This is a genomic window from Aquitalea magnusonii, from assembly GCF_002217795.2.
In the GTDB taxonomy this organism is placed as follows: domain Bacteria; phylum Pseudomonadota; class Gammaproteobacteria; order Burkholderiales; family Chromobacteriaceae; genus Aquitalea; species Aquitalea magnusonii_B.
Genome location: NZ_AP018823.1, coordinates 4426200 through 4442221 on the forward strand (window position 1 = coordinate 4426200; position 16022 = coordinate 4442221).

The 16022-nt window shown below is 61.7% G+C and carries 13 protein-coding genes; 2 read left to right on the plus strand and 11 right to left on the minus strand.

Features of this window, described 5'->3' with window-relative positions; genetic code table 11:
- Nucleotides 1-23: 23 nt before the first annotated feature.
- Nucleotides 24-794 carry a DeoR/GlpR family DNA-binding transcription regulator gene (locus DLM_RS20760; RefSeq protein WP_089082985.1) on the plus strand — a complete coding sequence of 257 codons (771 nt, stop codon included), beginning with the start codon at nt 24-26 and terminating at the stop codon, nt 792-794.
- Nucleotides 795-1045: 251 nt separating this feature from the next.
- On the opposite strand, the gene DLM_RS20765 is transcribed toward DLM_RS20760, so the two are convergent.
- The gene (locus DLM_RS20765; RefSeq protein ID WP_231959921.1) at nt 1046-2644 is read right to left on the minus strand and encodes a sensor domain-containing diguanylate cyclase; all 1599 of its coding nucleotides are present in this window, start codon (nt 2642-2644) and stop codon (nt 1046-1048) included.
- Nucleotides 2645-2778: 134 nt separating this feature from the next.
- On the opposite strand from DLM_RS20765, the gene DLM_RS20770 reads away from it, so the two are divergent.
- Nucleotides 2779-4653: a ribonuclease catalytic domain-containing protein gene (locus DLM_RS20770; RefSeq protein ID WP_089082984.1), complete on the plus strand. Its 1875-nt coding sequence runs from the start codon at nt 2779-2781 to the stop codon at nt 4651-4653.
- 69 nt (nt 4654-4722) lie between these two features.
- Here the strand turns inward: DLM_RS20770 and DLM_RS20775 are convergent, their stop codons facing one another.
- The 10 genes from DLM_RS20775 to edd form a co-directional block, all read right to left on the minus strand.
- Complete coding sequence (locus tag DLM_RS20775; protein ID WP_089082983.1) at nt 4723-5541, minus strand: HDOD domain-containing protein; 819 nt, start codon at nt 5539-5541, stop codon at nt 4723-4725.
- Nucleotides 5542-5631: 90 nt separating this feature from the next.
- Entirely contained in the window at nt 5632-6528 is an 897-nt protein-coding gene (locus DLM_RS20780) for an aldo/keto reductase (RefSeq protein ID WP_089082982.1), read from the minus strand.
- Nucleotides 6528-7637, minus strand: a complete 1110-nt coding sequence (locus DLM_RS20785) for an ABC transporter ATP-binding protein (RefSeq protein WP_089082981.1) — start codon at nt 7635-7637, stop codon at nt 6528-6530. Before DLM_RS20785 ends, DLM_RS20780 begins: the two co-directional genes overlap by 1 nt.
- Nucleotides 7638-7640: 3 nt before the next feature.
- Nucleotides 7641-8444, minus strand: coding sequence for a carbohydrate ABC transporter permease (locus DLM_RS20790; RefSeq protein WP_420000725.1), 804 nt, complete (start codon nt 8442-8444; stop codon nt 7641-7643).
- Between the two features lie 46 nt (nt 8445-8490).
- Nucleotides 8491-9393 (minus strand): carbohydrate ABC transporter permease, encoded by a 903-nt coding sequence (locus tag DLM_RS20795; RefSeq protein WP_045846540.1) that lies wholly within the window; start codon nt 9391-9393, stop codon nt 8491-8493.
- A 203-nt stretch (nt 9394-9596) separates the two neighbouring features.
- A complete protein-coding gene (locus tag DLM_RS20800) occupies nt 9597-10841 on the minus strand; it encodes an ABC transporter substrate-binding protein (RefSeq protein WP_089082979.1) in 1245 nt (414 codons plus the stop codon).
- 271 nt (nt 10842-11112) lie between these two features.
- Nucleotides 11113-12543, minus strand: coding sequence for a sensor histidine kinase (locus DLM_RS20805; RefSeq protein ID WP_089082978.1), 1431 nt, complete (start codon nt 12541-12543; stop codon nt 11113-11115).
- Entirely contained in the window at nt 12536-13231 is a 696-nt protein-coding gene (locus DLM_RS20810) for a response regulator transcription factor (RefSeq protein ID WP_089082977.1), read from the minus strand. The genes DLM_RS20805 and DLM_RS20810 overlap by 8 nt, the downstream gene beginning before the upstream one ends.
- Nucleotides 13232-13357: 126 nt before the next feature.
- Nucleotides 13358-13981 (minus strand): bifunctional 4-hydroxy-2-oxoglutarate aldolase/2-dehydro-3-deoxy-phosphogluconate aldolase, encoded by a 624-nt coding sequence (locus DLM_RS20815; RefSeq protein ID WP_089082976.1) that lies wholly within the window; start codon nt 13979-13981, stop codon nt 13358-13360.
- A gap of 1 nt (nt 13982) precedes the next feature.
- The gene (edd, locus tag DLM_RS20820) at nt 13983-15818 is read right to left on the minus strand and encodes a phosphogluconate dehydratase (protein WP_089082975.1); all 1836 of its coding nucleotides are present in this window, start codon (nt 15816-15818) and stop codon (nt 13983-13985) included.
- Between the last annotated feature and the right edge of the window lie 204 nt (nt 15819-16022).

Genomic DNA, 16022 nt, shown 5'->3' on the forward strand with positions numbered 1-16022 from the left:
ATGATTTTCGGAATCGAATCCCTATGAGCCGCTCACCCCGTCATGACAAGATTCTGCAGCTGGTCCGCGAAAACGGCTTCATGCCGATCGAAGAACTGGCCAGACTGCTCGATGTAACGCCGCAGACCATTCGGCGCGATATCAATCAGCTATGCGAAGACAATTTGCTGCGCCGTTACCATGGTGGTGCTGCCCTGGGCAGCAGCGTGGAAAACGAGGATTACTTTGCGCGCAAAGGAAAATTCCAGAGCGAAAAGGCACATATTGCCGACATGATTGCCGGCAGCATTCCCGACCACGCCTCGCTGTTCATGAGCATAGGCACCACCATCGAGGCCGTGGCGCAGGCGCTTACCATCACCCACAAGGGTTTGCGGGTCATCACCAACAATATCCACGTGGCCTCCATCATGTCGGCCAACCCGGATTTCACCGTGATGATCACCTCTGGCGTGGTACGGGCCAGTGATGGCGGCATTACCGGGGTGGCCACGCTGGACTTCATCAACCAGTTCAAGGTGGATTACGCCATCATCGGCGTGTCCGGCATCGAGACCGATGGCTCGCTGCTGGATTTCGATTACCGCGAAGTGCGGGTGGCACAGGCAATGATGGCCAATGCCCGCCACCGCTACCTGGCTGCCGACCACAGCAAGTTCGGCCGCAATGCCTTGGTGCGCATGGGGCATATCAGCGAATTCCACACCGTGTTTACCGATGCCGAGCCACCGGAATCCCTGGCCAAGCTGCTGGAAGAGCACAATGTGCGGCTGATTCTGGCCGATGCAGTCTGATCCTCACCCAGGCCTGTATTGATGATTTCCTCTCGCTTTCAGCAAGAAAAGCGAGGCTCCCATCTTCAATTGTCTGGGCAAGAGCGGGGGGAAAGGGAAATAGATGGGAAGGCTGCGGAATCCAAGAGTTAGTTGAAAGGCCTGGCTTTGCCGGGTTCAGTACACGCGCACCAAATAACTTTGTCAGCAGCAAAACGCCCGCATTGCGGGCGTTTTGCTGTCTGCCACTGCCGCCGGCTGCGCGCCGGACATCAGGTGGTGGCGGGATAGGCTTCGACGCGATTGCGCCCCTTGTGCTTGGCGCGGTACAGCATGTCATCCGCCTGCTGCACCAGTTCCGTGGTATTGCTGGCGGTGGCCAGTGAGCTGATACCAACGCTGAAAGTCTGGCGGAAAGTGCGCTGATTGCTCAGTTGTTCGATCTGCACGAAAGACTGGCGCAGTGATTCCATGATGCGCACGGTGTCTTCCTGGCGCGTACCCGGCAGCACAATGGCAAATTCTTCACCGCCGTAGCGGCTGATCAGGTCGGAACGGCGCAGCCTCTCTTTCAGGAAGCGGGCAAGATTCACCAGCACTTCGTCACCGGCAGGGTGGCCGTAGGTATCGTTGATGGTCTTGAAGTGGTCCAGGTCCAGCATCACCAGTGACAGCGATCGCTGATCCCGCTTGGCGCGCAGCACTTCGTACTCCAACTGGGCATACAAATGCGAGTGGTTCAGCAGGCCGGTAAGGCTGTCATTGATGATGTAGGAACGCAGCTTGCGGTAACGTCTGGCGCGGTTGATCACCGTCACCACCAGCTCTTCCGGGGCCACCGGCTTGGTGAGGAAACCGTCAATGCCCAGCGTCAGCGTATCGAGCTGGATGGACTGCCGCTTCTCCACCGACAGGAACAGGATGGGGATGCCATCCAGCAGCCGCTGTTGGCGGATGATCTGCGCCAGCTCCACGCCATTGCAGTCCGGCATATACATATCCATCAGGATCAGGTCCGGGCGGAACTGCACGATACTGTCCAGCACCCGCGCCGGCTCGGTCACTTGCAGGGTATCGACACCATGGCGATACAGGACGCTGGCGTACAAGCCGGCCAGCGAGGCCATGTCCTCCACGATCATGACCCGCAGCGGATCGCGTCGTTCACCCAGGTCGCCAAAATTCAGGCTGTCTATCAGTTCGTGCGCCAATAGCGGCCAACCCAGAAAGCCTGACGCCCCGGCGCGTACCGCTTGCAGCCGGGCATCGAAATCATGGCGCGGCGAACAGAACAGCAGCGGGCACAGGCTGCCGATGGTTGCCGCCAGGGTGAAAATGGGATCGGACGGGCTGAAGTCGGTGTAGGCCACCACCGCTGCCGGTGTGGCTTCGGACAGCGCCTGGGCCAGTTTGGAAGCCTGATACATGCTGCGCACCGCAAAGCCGAAGCAGGATAGCTGCTCGGCCAGATTGGCGGCATCTTCGCTGTCCGGCATCCACAGATAGATCATGTGCGGGCCGGCCTGCGCCAGGTCGCCATGCCGCTCGTCCGGCGGCAACTGGCGGTCTTCCATCATGGCCAACTGGCTGACCATCCCCAGATGATGCCGCAACTCATCGTAGCGCTCCGGCTCACTGGGGACGCTGTCGTTCTGCAGCAGCCAATGCTGCAGCAGCTCGCGCAGGGTGAGGCACTCGGTCAGCAGGCTGGCATGCTGTTCATCGACATGTCTTTCCAGATGGCTGACCAGAGACAGCAGGTGGGCGGCCAGCGAACGATCCCAGCGGGTGACCAGCATGTGGCCGATGCGGTCGATTTCACGGGCGGCATGTTCTCTTGCCGAAGAGTGGGCATTGCTTGCCTGCTTCATAGGGGTTCCGATTTCTGCCGACAGCCACATCGTCTGGTGCGCCAGCCTGGCTGAGGTGCAGGGTGTTGCAAAGGAGCGCAGGGCCCGAATGCGCAATGTTATAATTTGGGCTTGATGAATCAGTTGGCGCGCAAATGAACGTATTTTACGAAGAAAGCGGATCCTTCAAGGTGGGCACGATTGTTTCCCGTGCTGATGCCAGCTTGCAGGTCGATACGCAGCATGGCAAGCGGGCCAAGATCAAATCAAGCAATGTTTTTCTCGAGTTTAGCTCGACTTTGGCAGATTTTCTCCCTGCCGCAGAAAAAATGGCTGATGAGATTGATCTGGACTTCCTGTGGGAGTGCAGCCCGGAAGAAGAGTTCGATCACGATGTGTTGGCAGCCGACTACTGGGGGCATGTGCCTTCTGCGCTGGAAAGCGCCGCCATCATCCTGCGCGTATTCGGCGCGCCCATGTACTTTTACAAAAAGGGCAAGGGTCGTTACAAGAAAGCCCCGGAAGAAGCACTGAAAGCAGCCCTGGCCGGCATTGAGCGCAAGAAGCGCGAGCAGGAGCAGATTGACGGCTGGGTGGCCGAGCTGAAAGCCGGCACTCTGCCGGAGGCCATCCGCAGCCAGTTGATGACCTTGCTGTGGAAGCCGGACAAGAACACCCTGGAATTCAAGGCCTTTGATCAGGCCGCGCGCGAGCTGAACCAGCCGCCGCTAAAACTGGCGCAAAGCGTGGGCGGCATCAGCTCGGTGCCGGACTACCTGATGGCCGGTTTCCTGATGGAGTACTTCCCCAAGGGCAGCGGCTTTGGCAAATACGCCCCGCCGCAGTTGCCGGAAGAACTGCCACTGTCCGAGGTGGCAGCGTTCTCCATCGATGACGCCAATACTACCGAAATCGACGATGCGCTGTCGGTGGTGGATCTGCCGGATGGCAACAAGCGCGTGGGCATTCACATTGCCGCCCCCACGCTGGGCGTGCCGGTGGATTCGGACATCGAAAAGCTGGTATGGGGCCGCCTGTCCACCGTGTACTTCCCCGGTGGCAAGATCACCATGCTGCCGGACGACGTGGTGCAGGCCTTTACCTTGCAGGAAGGGCAGGACTGCCCGGCGCTCAGCCTGTATGTGGACGTCACGCCGGACTTCGAACCGGTGGCCTACGAAAGCCGTATCGAACGGGTGCGCATTGCCGCCAACCTGCGTCATGCCGAGCTGGAGCAGCAGTTCAACGAAGACACCCTGCTGAATGATCCGGGGGTGGATTACCCGTTCAAGCGCGAGCTGACCTGGCTGTGGCACTTTGCCAATGCGCTGGAAAAGCGCCGTGGCAAGTACGACCCCACCCGTCCGGTGCAGATGGACTACAACTTCGATGTCGTCGATGGCAAGGTGCTGATCACCCTGCGCAAGCGTGGTGCGCCGATGGACAAGCTGGTGTCGGAACTGATGATTCTGGCCAATAGCGAATGGGGCCGCATGCTGGCCGAAGCGGATATCCCGGCCATGTATCGCGCCCAGAGCATGGGCAAGGTGCGCATGACCACCCGCCCCGAGCCGCATATCGGCCTGGGCGTGGCGCAATATGCCTGGGCCACCTCGCCGCTGCGCCGTGCCACCGACTTCGTCAACCAGCGCCAGCTCACCGCGATGATTCGTGGCGAAAAGCCGCAGTTCGAGCAAGGCAATGCCATGTTGTTTGCCCTGCTGCGCGATTTTGACACCACCTATTCCGCCTATCTGGGTTTCCAGGACAAGCTGGAACACTTCTGGTGCCTGCGCTGGTTTACCCAGGAAGGTGTCAGCAATGTCACCGCCACCTTCATCAAGGAAGACTTGGTGCGTATCGACGGCCTGCCAATGCGGGTGCGCATTCCCGGCCTGCCGGAACTGGCGCGTGGCGACCGCATCCAGCTGAGCGTGATCCGCATCGACGAGCTGATGGCCGAGATCGAATTCCGCTTTGTCGGCGTGGTGGGCCATGTCGAGGCCGCCAGCGAGGAAGAAGAAGGCTGAGGCCTGCCCTGTTGGACGTGAAAGCAAAAGGCTGCCGGTAGGCAGCCTTTTTCGTATTGCTACGGCAGCTCAGAACATGTCGTCAATGCCGTTGCAGGCTTCTTTCAGCTCGCTGATGCTACCGGTCAGTGCATCGCGCGCGATGCCCAGTTTATCCACCACCGCCCAGGGCAGGGTGGTCAGCATGTCGCCCTCGCTCATATCGTGATTGAAGCCCGCCACCAGATAGGCCGACAGGCCGATCACGATGGCAAAGCGCGAAACGTCGCCCAGCAGGTCGTGCTGATCGCGGATGGCTTGCTGGATGTCGTCCGGGAAGTTCCAGCGCCGGGCCAGCTCGGCTCCCACCTCGGTCAGGTCCACGCCCAGCAGCATGCGCTCGGTGGCTACCCGGTCGGCACCGCCCGCCACAATCTTGTCGATCTGCACCGCCTGTTCCGGCAGTGCCACATGCAGTACCAGCTCGCCGATATTGGACAGCAGGCCACAGGTATAACCTAGTTGCGCGTCCAGCTTGGCCAGCTTGGCCAGCCGCTTGGCGGTATTGGCCATGGCAAAGCTGCGCTGCCAGAAGCCTTTCATGTCAAAGCCCGGTATGCCGGCAGTGGCACCGGTAATGCCGGAGGCAATCACCAGAATGCGCAGGTTATCAAAGCCCAGCAGCACCACCGCATCGTCCAGCGAACCCACGCGGCGGCTGCCACCAAAGCGGGCGGTATTGGCCAGCCGCAGCACCCGCGCGGTGAGCACCTGATCGTGGCCTACCTTGTCGCTGATCTCATCAATATTGATATCGGTCTTGTGAAAGCTCTCAATCAGCTCCTGTACCACCTTGGGCACCATCGGCAGTCGCCCCGAGGCTTGCTCAAAAATATCCGCCACTTGCATGTCTTATCCCCTTTGTCATTGTCCTGCTTATTGAGCTTAGGTGAAGTGAGGCAGAAAAAAAGGTTTAAAACAGCGATGGCGCATTAGCGCTCAGGCTACCGCTTGGCCCTGTGCCGCTGCCAGCAGGGCAAACCAGTGCTGGCGGTCCAGTTGCAGGCGGCAGGCGGCGGCTGCTTCATCCAGCGCAGCCAGGCGGCGTGAGCCTGAAATGGGGATGGGGCGGGCCGGGTGGCGCAACAGCCAGGCCAGCGCCAGCGTGGCGGGCGTGACCGCCAACTCGGCTGCCATCTGCTGCAGGGCAGCGTGCAGTGCCGGTTGGGCAGCAGGTTGTAACAGACGGCCACCGGCCAGCGGCGACCACACCATGGGGCGGATGCCAGCTTGCAGGCACTGGTCAAAGGTACCGTCGAACAAGGGCGCGTTATGCAGCAGCGAGGCTTCCACCTGATTGGTGAGCAAGGCAGTGCGGGAGGCGAGCAGGGCAAACTGGCTGGGGCTGAAGTTGGACACGCCAAAATGCAGCACCTTGCCGCTTTGCTTGAGGCTGGCAAAGGCCTCGGCCACTTCGTCCGGGTCCAGCAGCGGGTCCGGGCGATGAATCAGCAGCAAGTCCAGATAGTCCGTGCCCAGGTTCTGCAAGGATGCGTCTACCGAGGCCAGGATATGCGCGCGGCTGCTGTCGTAGTGCTTTACCTGCCAGCCACGGCTTGCATCTGCCGGCTTGATGCCGCATTTGCTCACCAGCTGGATGTGCTCGCGCTGGCCGGGGTTGGCCTTCAGCCACTGGCCGAACAGCGCTTCGCAGCGAAAGCCGCCGTACAGGTCGGCATGGTCAAACGTGGTGATGCCAAGCTGGATGGCATGCTCCACCCAGGCTGACAGTTCCGCAGGGGAGAAATTCCAGTCGTGCAGCCGCCACAGGCCGGCGGCTACCGGAGAAAAAACTGGCCCCTCGGGGGCCAGTTGTGTTGCGTGCAAAGGACTCATCAGGCAATCCGTTGTTCTGTAGTCGGGTCGAACAGCACGGCCTTGGAGACGTCGAACACCAGTTCCATGCTGTGGCCCGGCAGTTTGGCTTCTGTCGGGTGGGTACGGCAGCATACCTTGGTGTTGTTGAGCGAGACAAACACCAGGGTGTCCGGCCCGGTGGGTTCGATCACGTCGATATGGCAGGCCATCACCGGCAGCCCTTCGCGGTAGGCGGTGCGGGCGTCGGTGATTTGCTCCGGGCGGATGCCGAAGATGACTTCGCGGCCCAGCCACGGCTTCATCTTGTCCTGGGCATGTGGCAGCGGCAGGATGACGCAACCCTGGTCGTCGCAGATTTTCACCCCCAGCACCCCGGCGGATTCCACCACCTGCGCCGGAATGAAGTTCATCGACGGCGAGCCGATGAAGCTCGCCACAAACAGATTGGCCGGATTGTCGTAGATGTCTTGCGGGCTGCCGAACTGCTGCACGATGCCGTCTTTCATCACCGCAATGCGGTCGCCCAGCGTCATGGCCTCGATCTGGTCGTGGGTGACATAGACGATGGTGGATTTCAGCCGCTGGTGCATCAGCTTGATTTCGGTACGCATTTCCACCCGCAGCTTGGCGTCCAGATTGGACAGCGGCTCGTCAAACAGGAAGATGGACGGGTTGCGTGCCAGCGCACGGCCCATGGCCACGCGCTGGCGCTGGCCGCCGGACAACTGCGAGGGCTTGCGGTCCAGCAGGTGGGTCATTTGCAGCATCTGCGCCACGCGCTCGACGGTGGCGTCGATTTCGCCCTGCGGCATCTTGCGGATTTCCAGGCCGAAGCTGATGTTCTTGCGCACGCTCATCGAGGGGTAGAGCGCATAGCTCTGGAACACCATGGCGATGTCGCGGTCCTTGGGCGACAGCTCGTTCACCCGTTTGCCGCCGATTTCGATATCGCCGCTGGAAATGTCATCCAGCCCGGCAATCATGTTCAGCAGCGTGGATTTGCCGCAGCCGGAGGGGCCTACCAGAATCAGGAACTGGCCGTCTTCGATGGCGATGTCGATGCCCTTGAGCACCTCGGTGCCGTTGGCGTAAGTCTTGCATACGTTATTGATGGAGAGAGCAGCCATCGTTCAACCTTTCACAGCACCGGCTGTCAGGCCACGCACGAAGTAGCGGCCGGCAACCATGTAAACGAACAGGGTGGGCAGGGCGGCAATGATGGCCGCTGCCATGTCCACGTTGTATTCCTTCACCCCGGTAGAGGTGTTCACCAGATTGTTCAGCGCCACGGTGATGGGCTGGGCTTCGCCGGCGGCAAATACCACGCCGAACAGGAAGTCGTTCCAGATCTGGGTGAACTGCCAGATCACGCACACCATGAAGATGGGGCCGGAAATGGGCAGCAGGATGCGGAAAAAGATGGTCCAGAAACCGGCGCCGTCAATGCGCGCGGCCTTTACCAGCTCGTCCGGGATGGTGACGAAGAAGTTGCGGAAGAACAGCGTGGTGAAGGCCAGGCCGTAAATCACGTGTACCAGCACCAGACCACTGGTGGTATTGGCAATGCCCAGCTCGCCCAACAGGCGCGCCATCGGCAGCAGCACCACCTGGAAGGGAATGAAACAGCCCACCAGCAGCAGGGTGAACAGCACGTCCGAACCACGGAAGCGCCACATCGACACCACATAGCCGTTGACCGCGCCAATCAGGGTGGAAATCAGCACCGAGGGCACCGCCATCTTCACCGAGTTCCAGAAAAAGCCCTTCATGCCGCCACATTCCACGCCGGTGCAGGCGCTGGACCAGGCCTTGCTCCAGGCATCAAAGGTGATGGATTGCGGCAGGGCAATCAGGTTGCCGCCACGGATGTCGTCCAGGGTTTTCACTGAGGTGGACAGCATCACGTACAAGGGCAGCAGGTAGTAAATGGCCATCAGCACCAGTGCGGCATACAGCACGATGCGGCCGGGAGTCAGGTGTTTAGCCACGTTTGGCGCTCCTTGTTTCCATATACATCAGCGGCACCAGTACGGCGACGATGGTCATCAGCATCATCATGGCCGAGGCAGCCCCCAGGCCCAGCTGGCCGCGGGTAAAGGCAAACTGGTACATGAAGATGGCCGGTACGTCCGAAGCAGTGCCGGGGCCGCCGCCGGTCAGCGCCATCACCAGGTCGAAGCTCTTGATGGCGATGTGCGACAGGATCAGCAGCACGCTGAAAAACACCGGGCGCAGGCTGGGGATGATGATGCGCCAGTAGATCACCGGCAGGCTGGCGCCATCCACCTGGGCGGCCTTGATGATGGAGTCGTCGATGCCGCGCAAACCGGCCAGGAACAGCGCCATCACGAAACCGGACGACTGCCACACCCCGGCAATCACCACGGTGTAGATGGCCTTGTCCGGGTCCACCAGCCAGTCGAAGGTGAAGTCGGGAAAGCCCCAGTCATTGATGACCTTCTGCAGGCCCATGTCGGGATTGAGCATCCATTTCCAGGCGGTGCCGGTAACGATGAAGGACAGCGCCATCGGGTACAGGTAGATGGTACGCAGCGTGCCTTCGGCGCGGATTTTCTGATCCAGCAGCACGGCGAGGAACAGGCCGACGGCCAGCGTGCAGCCGATGAACAGACCGCCGAAAATGCCCAGATTGGCGACGGCAGTCCACCAGCGGTCATTCTCGAACAACGCCTGGTACTGGATCAGGCCGGCCAGGTCCATCTGTGGCAGCAGTCGCGATTCGGTCAGCGACAGCCAGCCGGTCCAGGCGATGAAGCCGTAGACGAACACCAGGCTGATCAGCAAGGTGGGCGACAGCACCAGCTTGGGCAACCAGCGGTCTGCCAGCGCCGACAGGCTGGCTTGTGATTGGGATGAGGACATGAATCAATCCTTGCATGCAGCCGTGGCGTGCTGGCGCAGGCGCGCAGCAGGCCGCGTCCCGACCGTGCTCACGGTGCGGAAGGGCAGTCGGCGTACATGTTTTGCTTCGGTGTGGGACAGACAGCGACCGGGCCGGCTTGGCCGGTAGCTGTCTACGGCATAGCGCGCCCGGGCAGCAGGCCCGGGGCAATATGGCTGCTTGCTTAATGCACCTTGCCAGCCTTGGCCAGACGTTCGGTGGCGGTTTTCGGGCTCATGGAGGAGTTCATGAACTGCGAAATCACGTCATCAATCGCGCCTTCGGTGGCCGATGCCATGGCCATCTTGTGGGCAAAGCTGGGCACCAGGCCGCCGCTCTTGGATGCGGCGGTCAGGTCGGCCTTGGACTTCTTGGCACAGTCGTCAAACTTGTCCATCGGCGTGTCCAGGCGGGCCGGGATGGAGCCCTTGTTCAGGTTGAACACTTCCTGGAAGTTCTTGCTCATCACGGTTTCGGCCAGATCAGCCTGTGCCTTCTGCGCTGCCGGGTCCTTCTGCTTGAACATGGCCAGGCTGTCGATGTTGAAGGTGAAGCTGCCAGCCGTACCCGGTGCGGCTACGCACAGGAAGTCCTTGCCCGGCTTCTTGCCGGCGGCGGTGAATTCGCCCTTGGCCCAGTCACCCATGAACTGCATGCCGGCCTTGCCGTTGATCACCATGGCGGTGGCCAGGTTCCAGTCACGGCCAGCGGCACCCTTGTCGATATAGGTTTTCACCTTTTGCAGGGTTTCAAACACTTTCAGGGTGGTGGGGCCGGCCAGGGTAGCCTGGTCCAGCTGCACGAAGGCCTTCTTGTAGTAGGCCGGGCCACCTACGCCCAGTGCCACCGATTCAAACAGGGTGGCGTCCTGCCACGGCTGGCCACCGTGGGCAATCGGCTGGATGCCGGCTTTTTGCAGCTTGTCGGCGGCTTCGAAGAATTCCGGCCAGGTGGTCGGCACCTTGGCACCGGCCTTCTTGAAGGCCTCCGGATTTACCCACAGCCAGTTGACGCGGTGTACGTTCACCGGGGCGGCCACGTACTGGCCCTTGTATTTCATCACCTGGCTGACCACCGGCGGCAGTTGCTTGTCCCAGCCTTCGGCCTTGGCCACGGCATCGATATTGGCCAGCACGCCTTCGGCACCCCATTCCTGGATGGCCGGGCCCTTGATCTGGGCGGCGGTCGGCGGATTGCCGGATACCACGCGGGTTTTCAGCGCGGTCATGGCGTTGTCGCCACCACCGCCGGCCACGGCGAAGTCTTTCCAGTTATCGCCCTTGGCGGTCATCATTTTTTTGAGTTCGGCCACGGATTTGGCCTCGCCACCGGAAGTCCACCAGTGCAGCACTTCCACTTCACCGGCAAATACCGTGGCCGGCAGCAGGGTGGCGGCCAGCAGGGCGGCGCTCAGTTGCTTGCGTTTCATTCTCTTGTCTCCGTTTTGTAGCGTTGCATTGCAGTTTTTATGTATCACCCCTGGCTTGTGGAACAGGGCCGTAGGTGGGGTGTGCAAGAACTATAGCGGCAGATTGTAAGTTTTGTGTAAGGTTTGACAGGAATTGCTGTAAGAAAATGCAGCATCGGCAATGCACTGCGACATGCTATTGGAATGAATTCAGGCAGTTAAAGGCACAGAACTGGTGCTGCTGCGCAGCAAAATGGTGCGACGTAGTGTGTCAACTACACTACTGGACGGTTTATTCAGCTTCGGTTTCCTGCTTGAAAAACAGGCTGGCACACAGGCCATGCGGAGTGTTATCGCTCAGTTCCACCCGAGTGTGGTGGCGGCGGGCAATCTCCTGCACGATGGCCAGACCCAGGCCGCAGCCCTTGCCACCGGGCTGGTTGTTCACCCGGTAAAAGCGCTGGAACACCTTGTCGCGTTCCTCCGCGGCAATGCCGGGGCCGTTGTCGCGTACCGCCAGCCGCAACTGCTGGCCCTGGCGGTGCAGCTCGACGGTGATTTCACCACCTGGCGGGGTGTACTGGATGGCATTGTCCAGCAGGTTGGCCAGCAATTCGCGCAGCAGGCCGGCGTGGCCCAGCACCAGCATTTTCTCATCGCTGCTGTCCAGGCCCAGGTCCAGCCCGCGCGCCAGCGCGCGCGGCACCGCCTCGGCGGTGACTTCGCGCGTGAGCTGGTTGAGGTCCAGCAGGCTGCGCTGCAAACCGGCTTCCGGCTCGGCACGGGCCAGCGCCAGCAACTGGTTGACCAGGTGGATGGAGCGCGCCACGCTGGTTTCCACTTGCTCCAACTGGCGGCAGGCACGCGGGATATCCGGCGTGTGGCCTTGCAGTTCGGCCTTTACCAGCTCGGTTTGTGATTTCAGCCCGGCCAGCGGCGTGCGTAATTGATGCGCGGCATCGCCAATGAAGCGCCGCTGCTGCTCCACCTGGCGGTTGACCTCTTCCAGCAGGCTGTTGATGGCGGCGGTCAGGGTGCGTACTTCTGCCGGGGCATTGTTGACTTCAATCGGTGCCATATCGCGTGGCGAGCGGTTTTCCACCACCCGGCGCAGGCGGCGCAGTGGCGACAGGCCACGGCTGATGCCGGCCCACACCAACAGGCTGGTCAGCAGCATCAGCCCCAGCAGGGGCAGGCCCATGTCCAGCAGGATCTTGCGGGTGAGTTCGGCACTCAGGGCGCGGCTTTTGGCCACTTGCACCAGCATCAGTTGCGGCTGTTCCGGCGTGCCGGCCTGCAAGTAGAGTGCTGCCACGCGCACAGCCTGTCCCTTCATGCTGGCGTTGTAGAAGTAGCTGTTGCCGGCTTTGGCTGGCAGATGTGCTGGTGGCCGCGGCATGGCGGGCTCGCCCAGCAGGAAGGCGGAAGGCGGCGAGCTGACCATGTAATAAACGCGGTCGCTGGGGTCTTCTTCCAGGATTTCCCGCGCGGCACGGGGGAAATCGACATAAAAGCCGTTGCCAAACGGCTTGACCTGCCGCGCCAGCGCGCGTGATGTCTGTGCCAGGGTCTGGTCAATCACTTCATTGGCGTAGCGCACCGCCATGGCATGCGCCAGCATGGCGGCGGCCAGCCACAGCACCAGTTGCGGCAGCAGCAGCCAGATCAGCAGTTGGCGGCGCAGTGATAGCTGGCGCGGGCGGGGTGGGCTGCTCTCAGCCATCGCTGGCCAGGGTCAGCAGATAGCCCAGGCCGCGCACTGCACGGATGCCGGCACCGCTGCCATCCAGTTTTTTGCGCAGGCGGTGGACATACACTTCCACCGCATTGCTGCCGATTTCCTCGCCCTCGCCAGACAGGGCAGTGGAGATTTGTTCCTTGCTCAGCACTTTTTCTGCCTGGCGCATCAGGATGAACAGCAGCTCCAGTTCGCGGGCGGAAAGGTCGAGCGCCTGCGTTCCCGCCCAGGCACGCTGGGCGCTGCGGTCCAGCCGCAAGGGACCGAAGTGCAGTTCTTCCCGTTGCAGCTCATCGCGTTGTGGATCGGTGGCGCGATGGCGGCGCAGCAGGGCGCGGATGCGGGCTTCCAGCTCGGGGAATTCAAATGGCTTGACCAGATAGTCATCGGCTCCGGCATCCAGTCCGGCCACGCGGTCCTCCATGCTGTCCAGTGCGGTCAGCAGCAGGATGGGCAGCGCCGGTTGATGTACCCGCACATTGCGCAGCACTTTCAGGCCGTCCTGACCGGGCAGGCCGATATCCAGGATCACCGCATCAAAGTGCTCGGCCAGCAATAGCTGTTGTGCAGCCAAGCCATCGTCGCAGTGGCTGACGGCAAAACCCAGTTGGCCCAGGCGGGTGAGCAGGGCATCGGCCAGCACGGCATCATCTTCGGCCAGAAACAGTTTCATGGGACGGCAGCATTCGGAAATGAAGGCTTGATGGTAGTGCAGATTAGCCGGGCTGTGCCATCACCCTGCAGTGTGCGGCGCAGCAAAAAGCCCGCACAGGGCGGGCTTTGACGGAACGGGGTGGGGTTACTGCGCCAGCGCGCTGGCCTGCTTGGCCAGTTCGGTGATGCGGGCCCAGTCGCGGTTGGCAATGGCGTCTTCCGGGGTCAGCCAGCTGCCGCCAACGGCCAGGACGTTTTGCAGCGCCAGGTAGTCCTTGGCCTTGGCCAGGTCAATGCCGCCGGTCGGGCAGAAACGCAGGTCGGGCAGCGGGCCGGCCAGCGATTTGAGCAGCTTGATGCCACCCACGGCTTCGGCCGGGAACAGCTTCAGGATGTCAAAGCCCTCGTCCTGGGCGCGCATGGCTTCCGAGGCAGTAGCCACGCCCGGCAGCAGGGTGAGGTTGGCATTGCGCGCAGCGGACGCCAGTTCCGGCGTCAGGCCGGGGCTGACGCCAAACTGGGCACCGGCGTCCAGCGCGGCTTCCAGTTGGGCGCGGTTGCGCAGCGTACCAGCGCCGACAATGGCACCTGGCACTTCGTCGCGCATGCGGCGCATGGCAGCCAGCGCCGCCTTGGTGCGCAGGGTGACTTCCAGCACGCGGATGCCACCATCCACCAGCGCACGCGCCAGGTCTACCGCCACAGCGGCGTCATTTACCACGATGACCGGTACGACCGGTCCCTGGCGCAACAGGGTCAAAGCGTCCATATCAGTTTCTCCACAACGGGTGATGGAAGCTCATGGCACCAGCTTCCGCGGCGTCGGCGGATTCGCGGAACACCGCGAATAGTTCACGTCCCACGCCAAATTGATTGTGTGCAAGGTCGGCACGCGCCAGTTCGCGTGCAGCCCATTCTTCAGCCGGTACTTTCACTTCCAGCGTGCCGGCCACGGCATCCAGTTTCACGATGTCGCCATCGCGAACCTTGCCGATACTACCGCCCAAGACCGCTTCCGGCGAGACGTGGATGGCAGCGGGCACTTTGCCCGACGCGCCGGACATGCGGCCATCGGTCACCAGTGCCACGGCAAAGCCGCGTTCTTGCAGGATGGACAGCGCCGGGGTCAGCTTGTGCAGCTCCGGCATGCCGTTGGCGCGCGGGCCCTGGAAGCGGATGACGGCGACAAAGTCGCGTTCCAGCTCGCCGCGCTTGAACGCAGCCAGCATGTCGTTCTGATCGTTGAATACGATGGCCGGTGCTTCCACGATGCGGTGTTCCGGCTTGACGGCGGATACCTTGATCACGGCGCGGCCCAGGTTGCCAGCCACCACGCGCAGGCCGCCATCGGCGCTGAACGGCTCGGCCACGGTGCGCAGCACGCTGTCGTCGCCGCTCACGGCCGGGGCCGGACGCCATTTCAGCGTGCCATTGTCCAGCCAGGGTTCATTGGCGTAAGACGACAGGCCACGGCCGACGATGGTGTCCACGTCTTCGTGCAGCAGACCGGCAGACAGCAGCTCGCGGATGACAAAGCCCATGCCGCCCGCGGCGTGGAAGTGGTTCACATCGGCCTTGCCATTGGGGTAGACGCGGGTCAGCAGCGGGATGATGGCCGACAGTTCGTCAAAATCGTCCCAGTTGATGTCGATGCCGGCGGCGCGGGCAATGGCCACCAGATGCAGGGTATGGTTGGTGGAGCCGCCGGTGGCCAGCAGGCCGACAATGGCGTTGACGATGGATTTTTCATCAATCATGCGGCCAACCGGGGTGAAGTTCTCACCCTGGGCGGCAATGTGGGCGGCCTGACGGGCGGCGGCGCGGGTCAGTGCCTCGCGCAGCGGCGTACCCGGATTGACGAAGGCGGTGCCCGGCAGGTGCAGGCCCATGATCTCCATCATCATCTGGTTGGAATTGGCTGTGCCATAGAAGGTACAGGTGCCGGGGCCGTGGTAGGACTGGCACTCGGATTCCAGCAGTTGATCCCTTCCCACCTTGCCTTCGGCGAACAACTGGCGCACCTTCGCCTTGTCGTCGTTGGCAATGCCGGTGGTCATCGGCCCGGCCGGAACAAACACCGCCGGCAGATGGCCAAAGGTCAGCGCGCCAATCAGCAGGCCCGGTACGATCTTGTCGCACACGCCCAGATACAGGCTGGCGTCGAACATCTGGTGCGACAGGGCCACCGCGGTGCTCATGGCAATCACATCACGCGAAAACAGCGACAGCTCCATGCCGGGCTGACCCTGGGTCACGCCATCGCACATGGCGGGCACACCACCAGCAAACTGGGCGGTGGCACCGGCCTTGAGCGCTTCTTCCTTGATCCAGGCCGGGTAGGCTTCCAGCGGCTGGTGGGCGGACAGCATGTCGTTATAGGCGGAGACGATGGCCAGATTGGGGCGATGCGCTTCTTTCAGGTGAATCTTGACGTTGTCCGGCATGGCCGCAAAGGCGTGGGCCTGGTTGGTGCAGGACAGTTGGGCGCGTTCTACCTTGCCCTGCTGGGCGGCGGCGTTAAGGTGATTCAGATAAGCCGCGCGACGCGCGCGGCTACGCTCTATGATGCGCTGGGTAACAGTGTGCAGTACCGGGTGCAGGGCCATGGCAATTCCCGTGATGAATGTGGGTAAATGGTAGTTTTACTACACTTAAATTGCAAGGAATCAGCCAGGGACTGATGGCGGCATGTGGAGCAAAACTGGCATGAAAGCCTATGCAGTAAAGGATTTAACGATTTTTTGCCCAATTGGACAGGTGTTGCTTTCTGCGGATTATCCTGGCAGCACGCATGGACATGGCCAAATCGG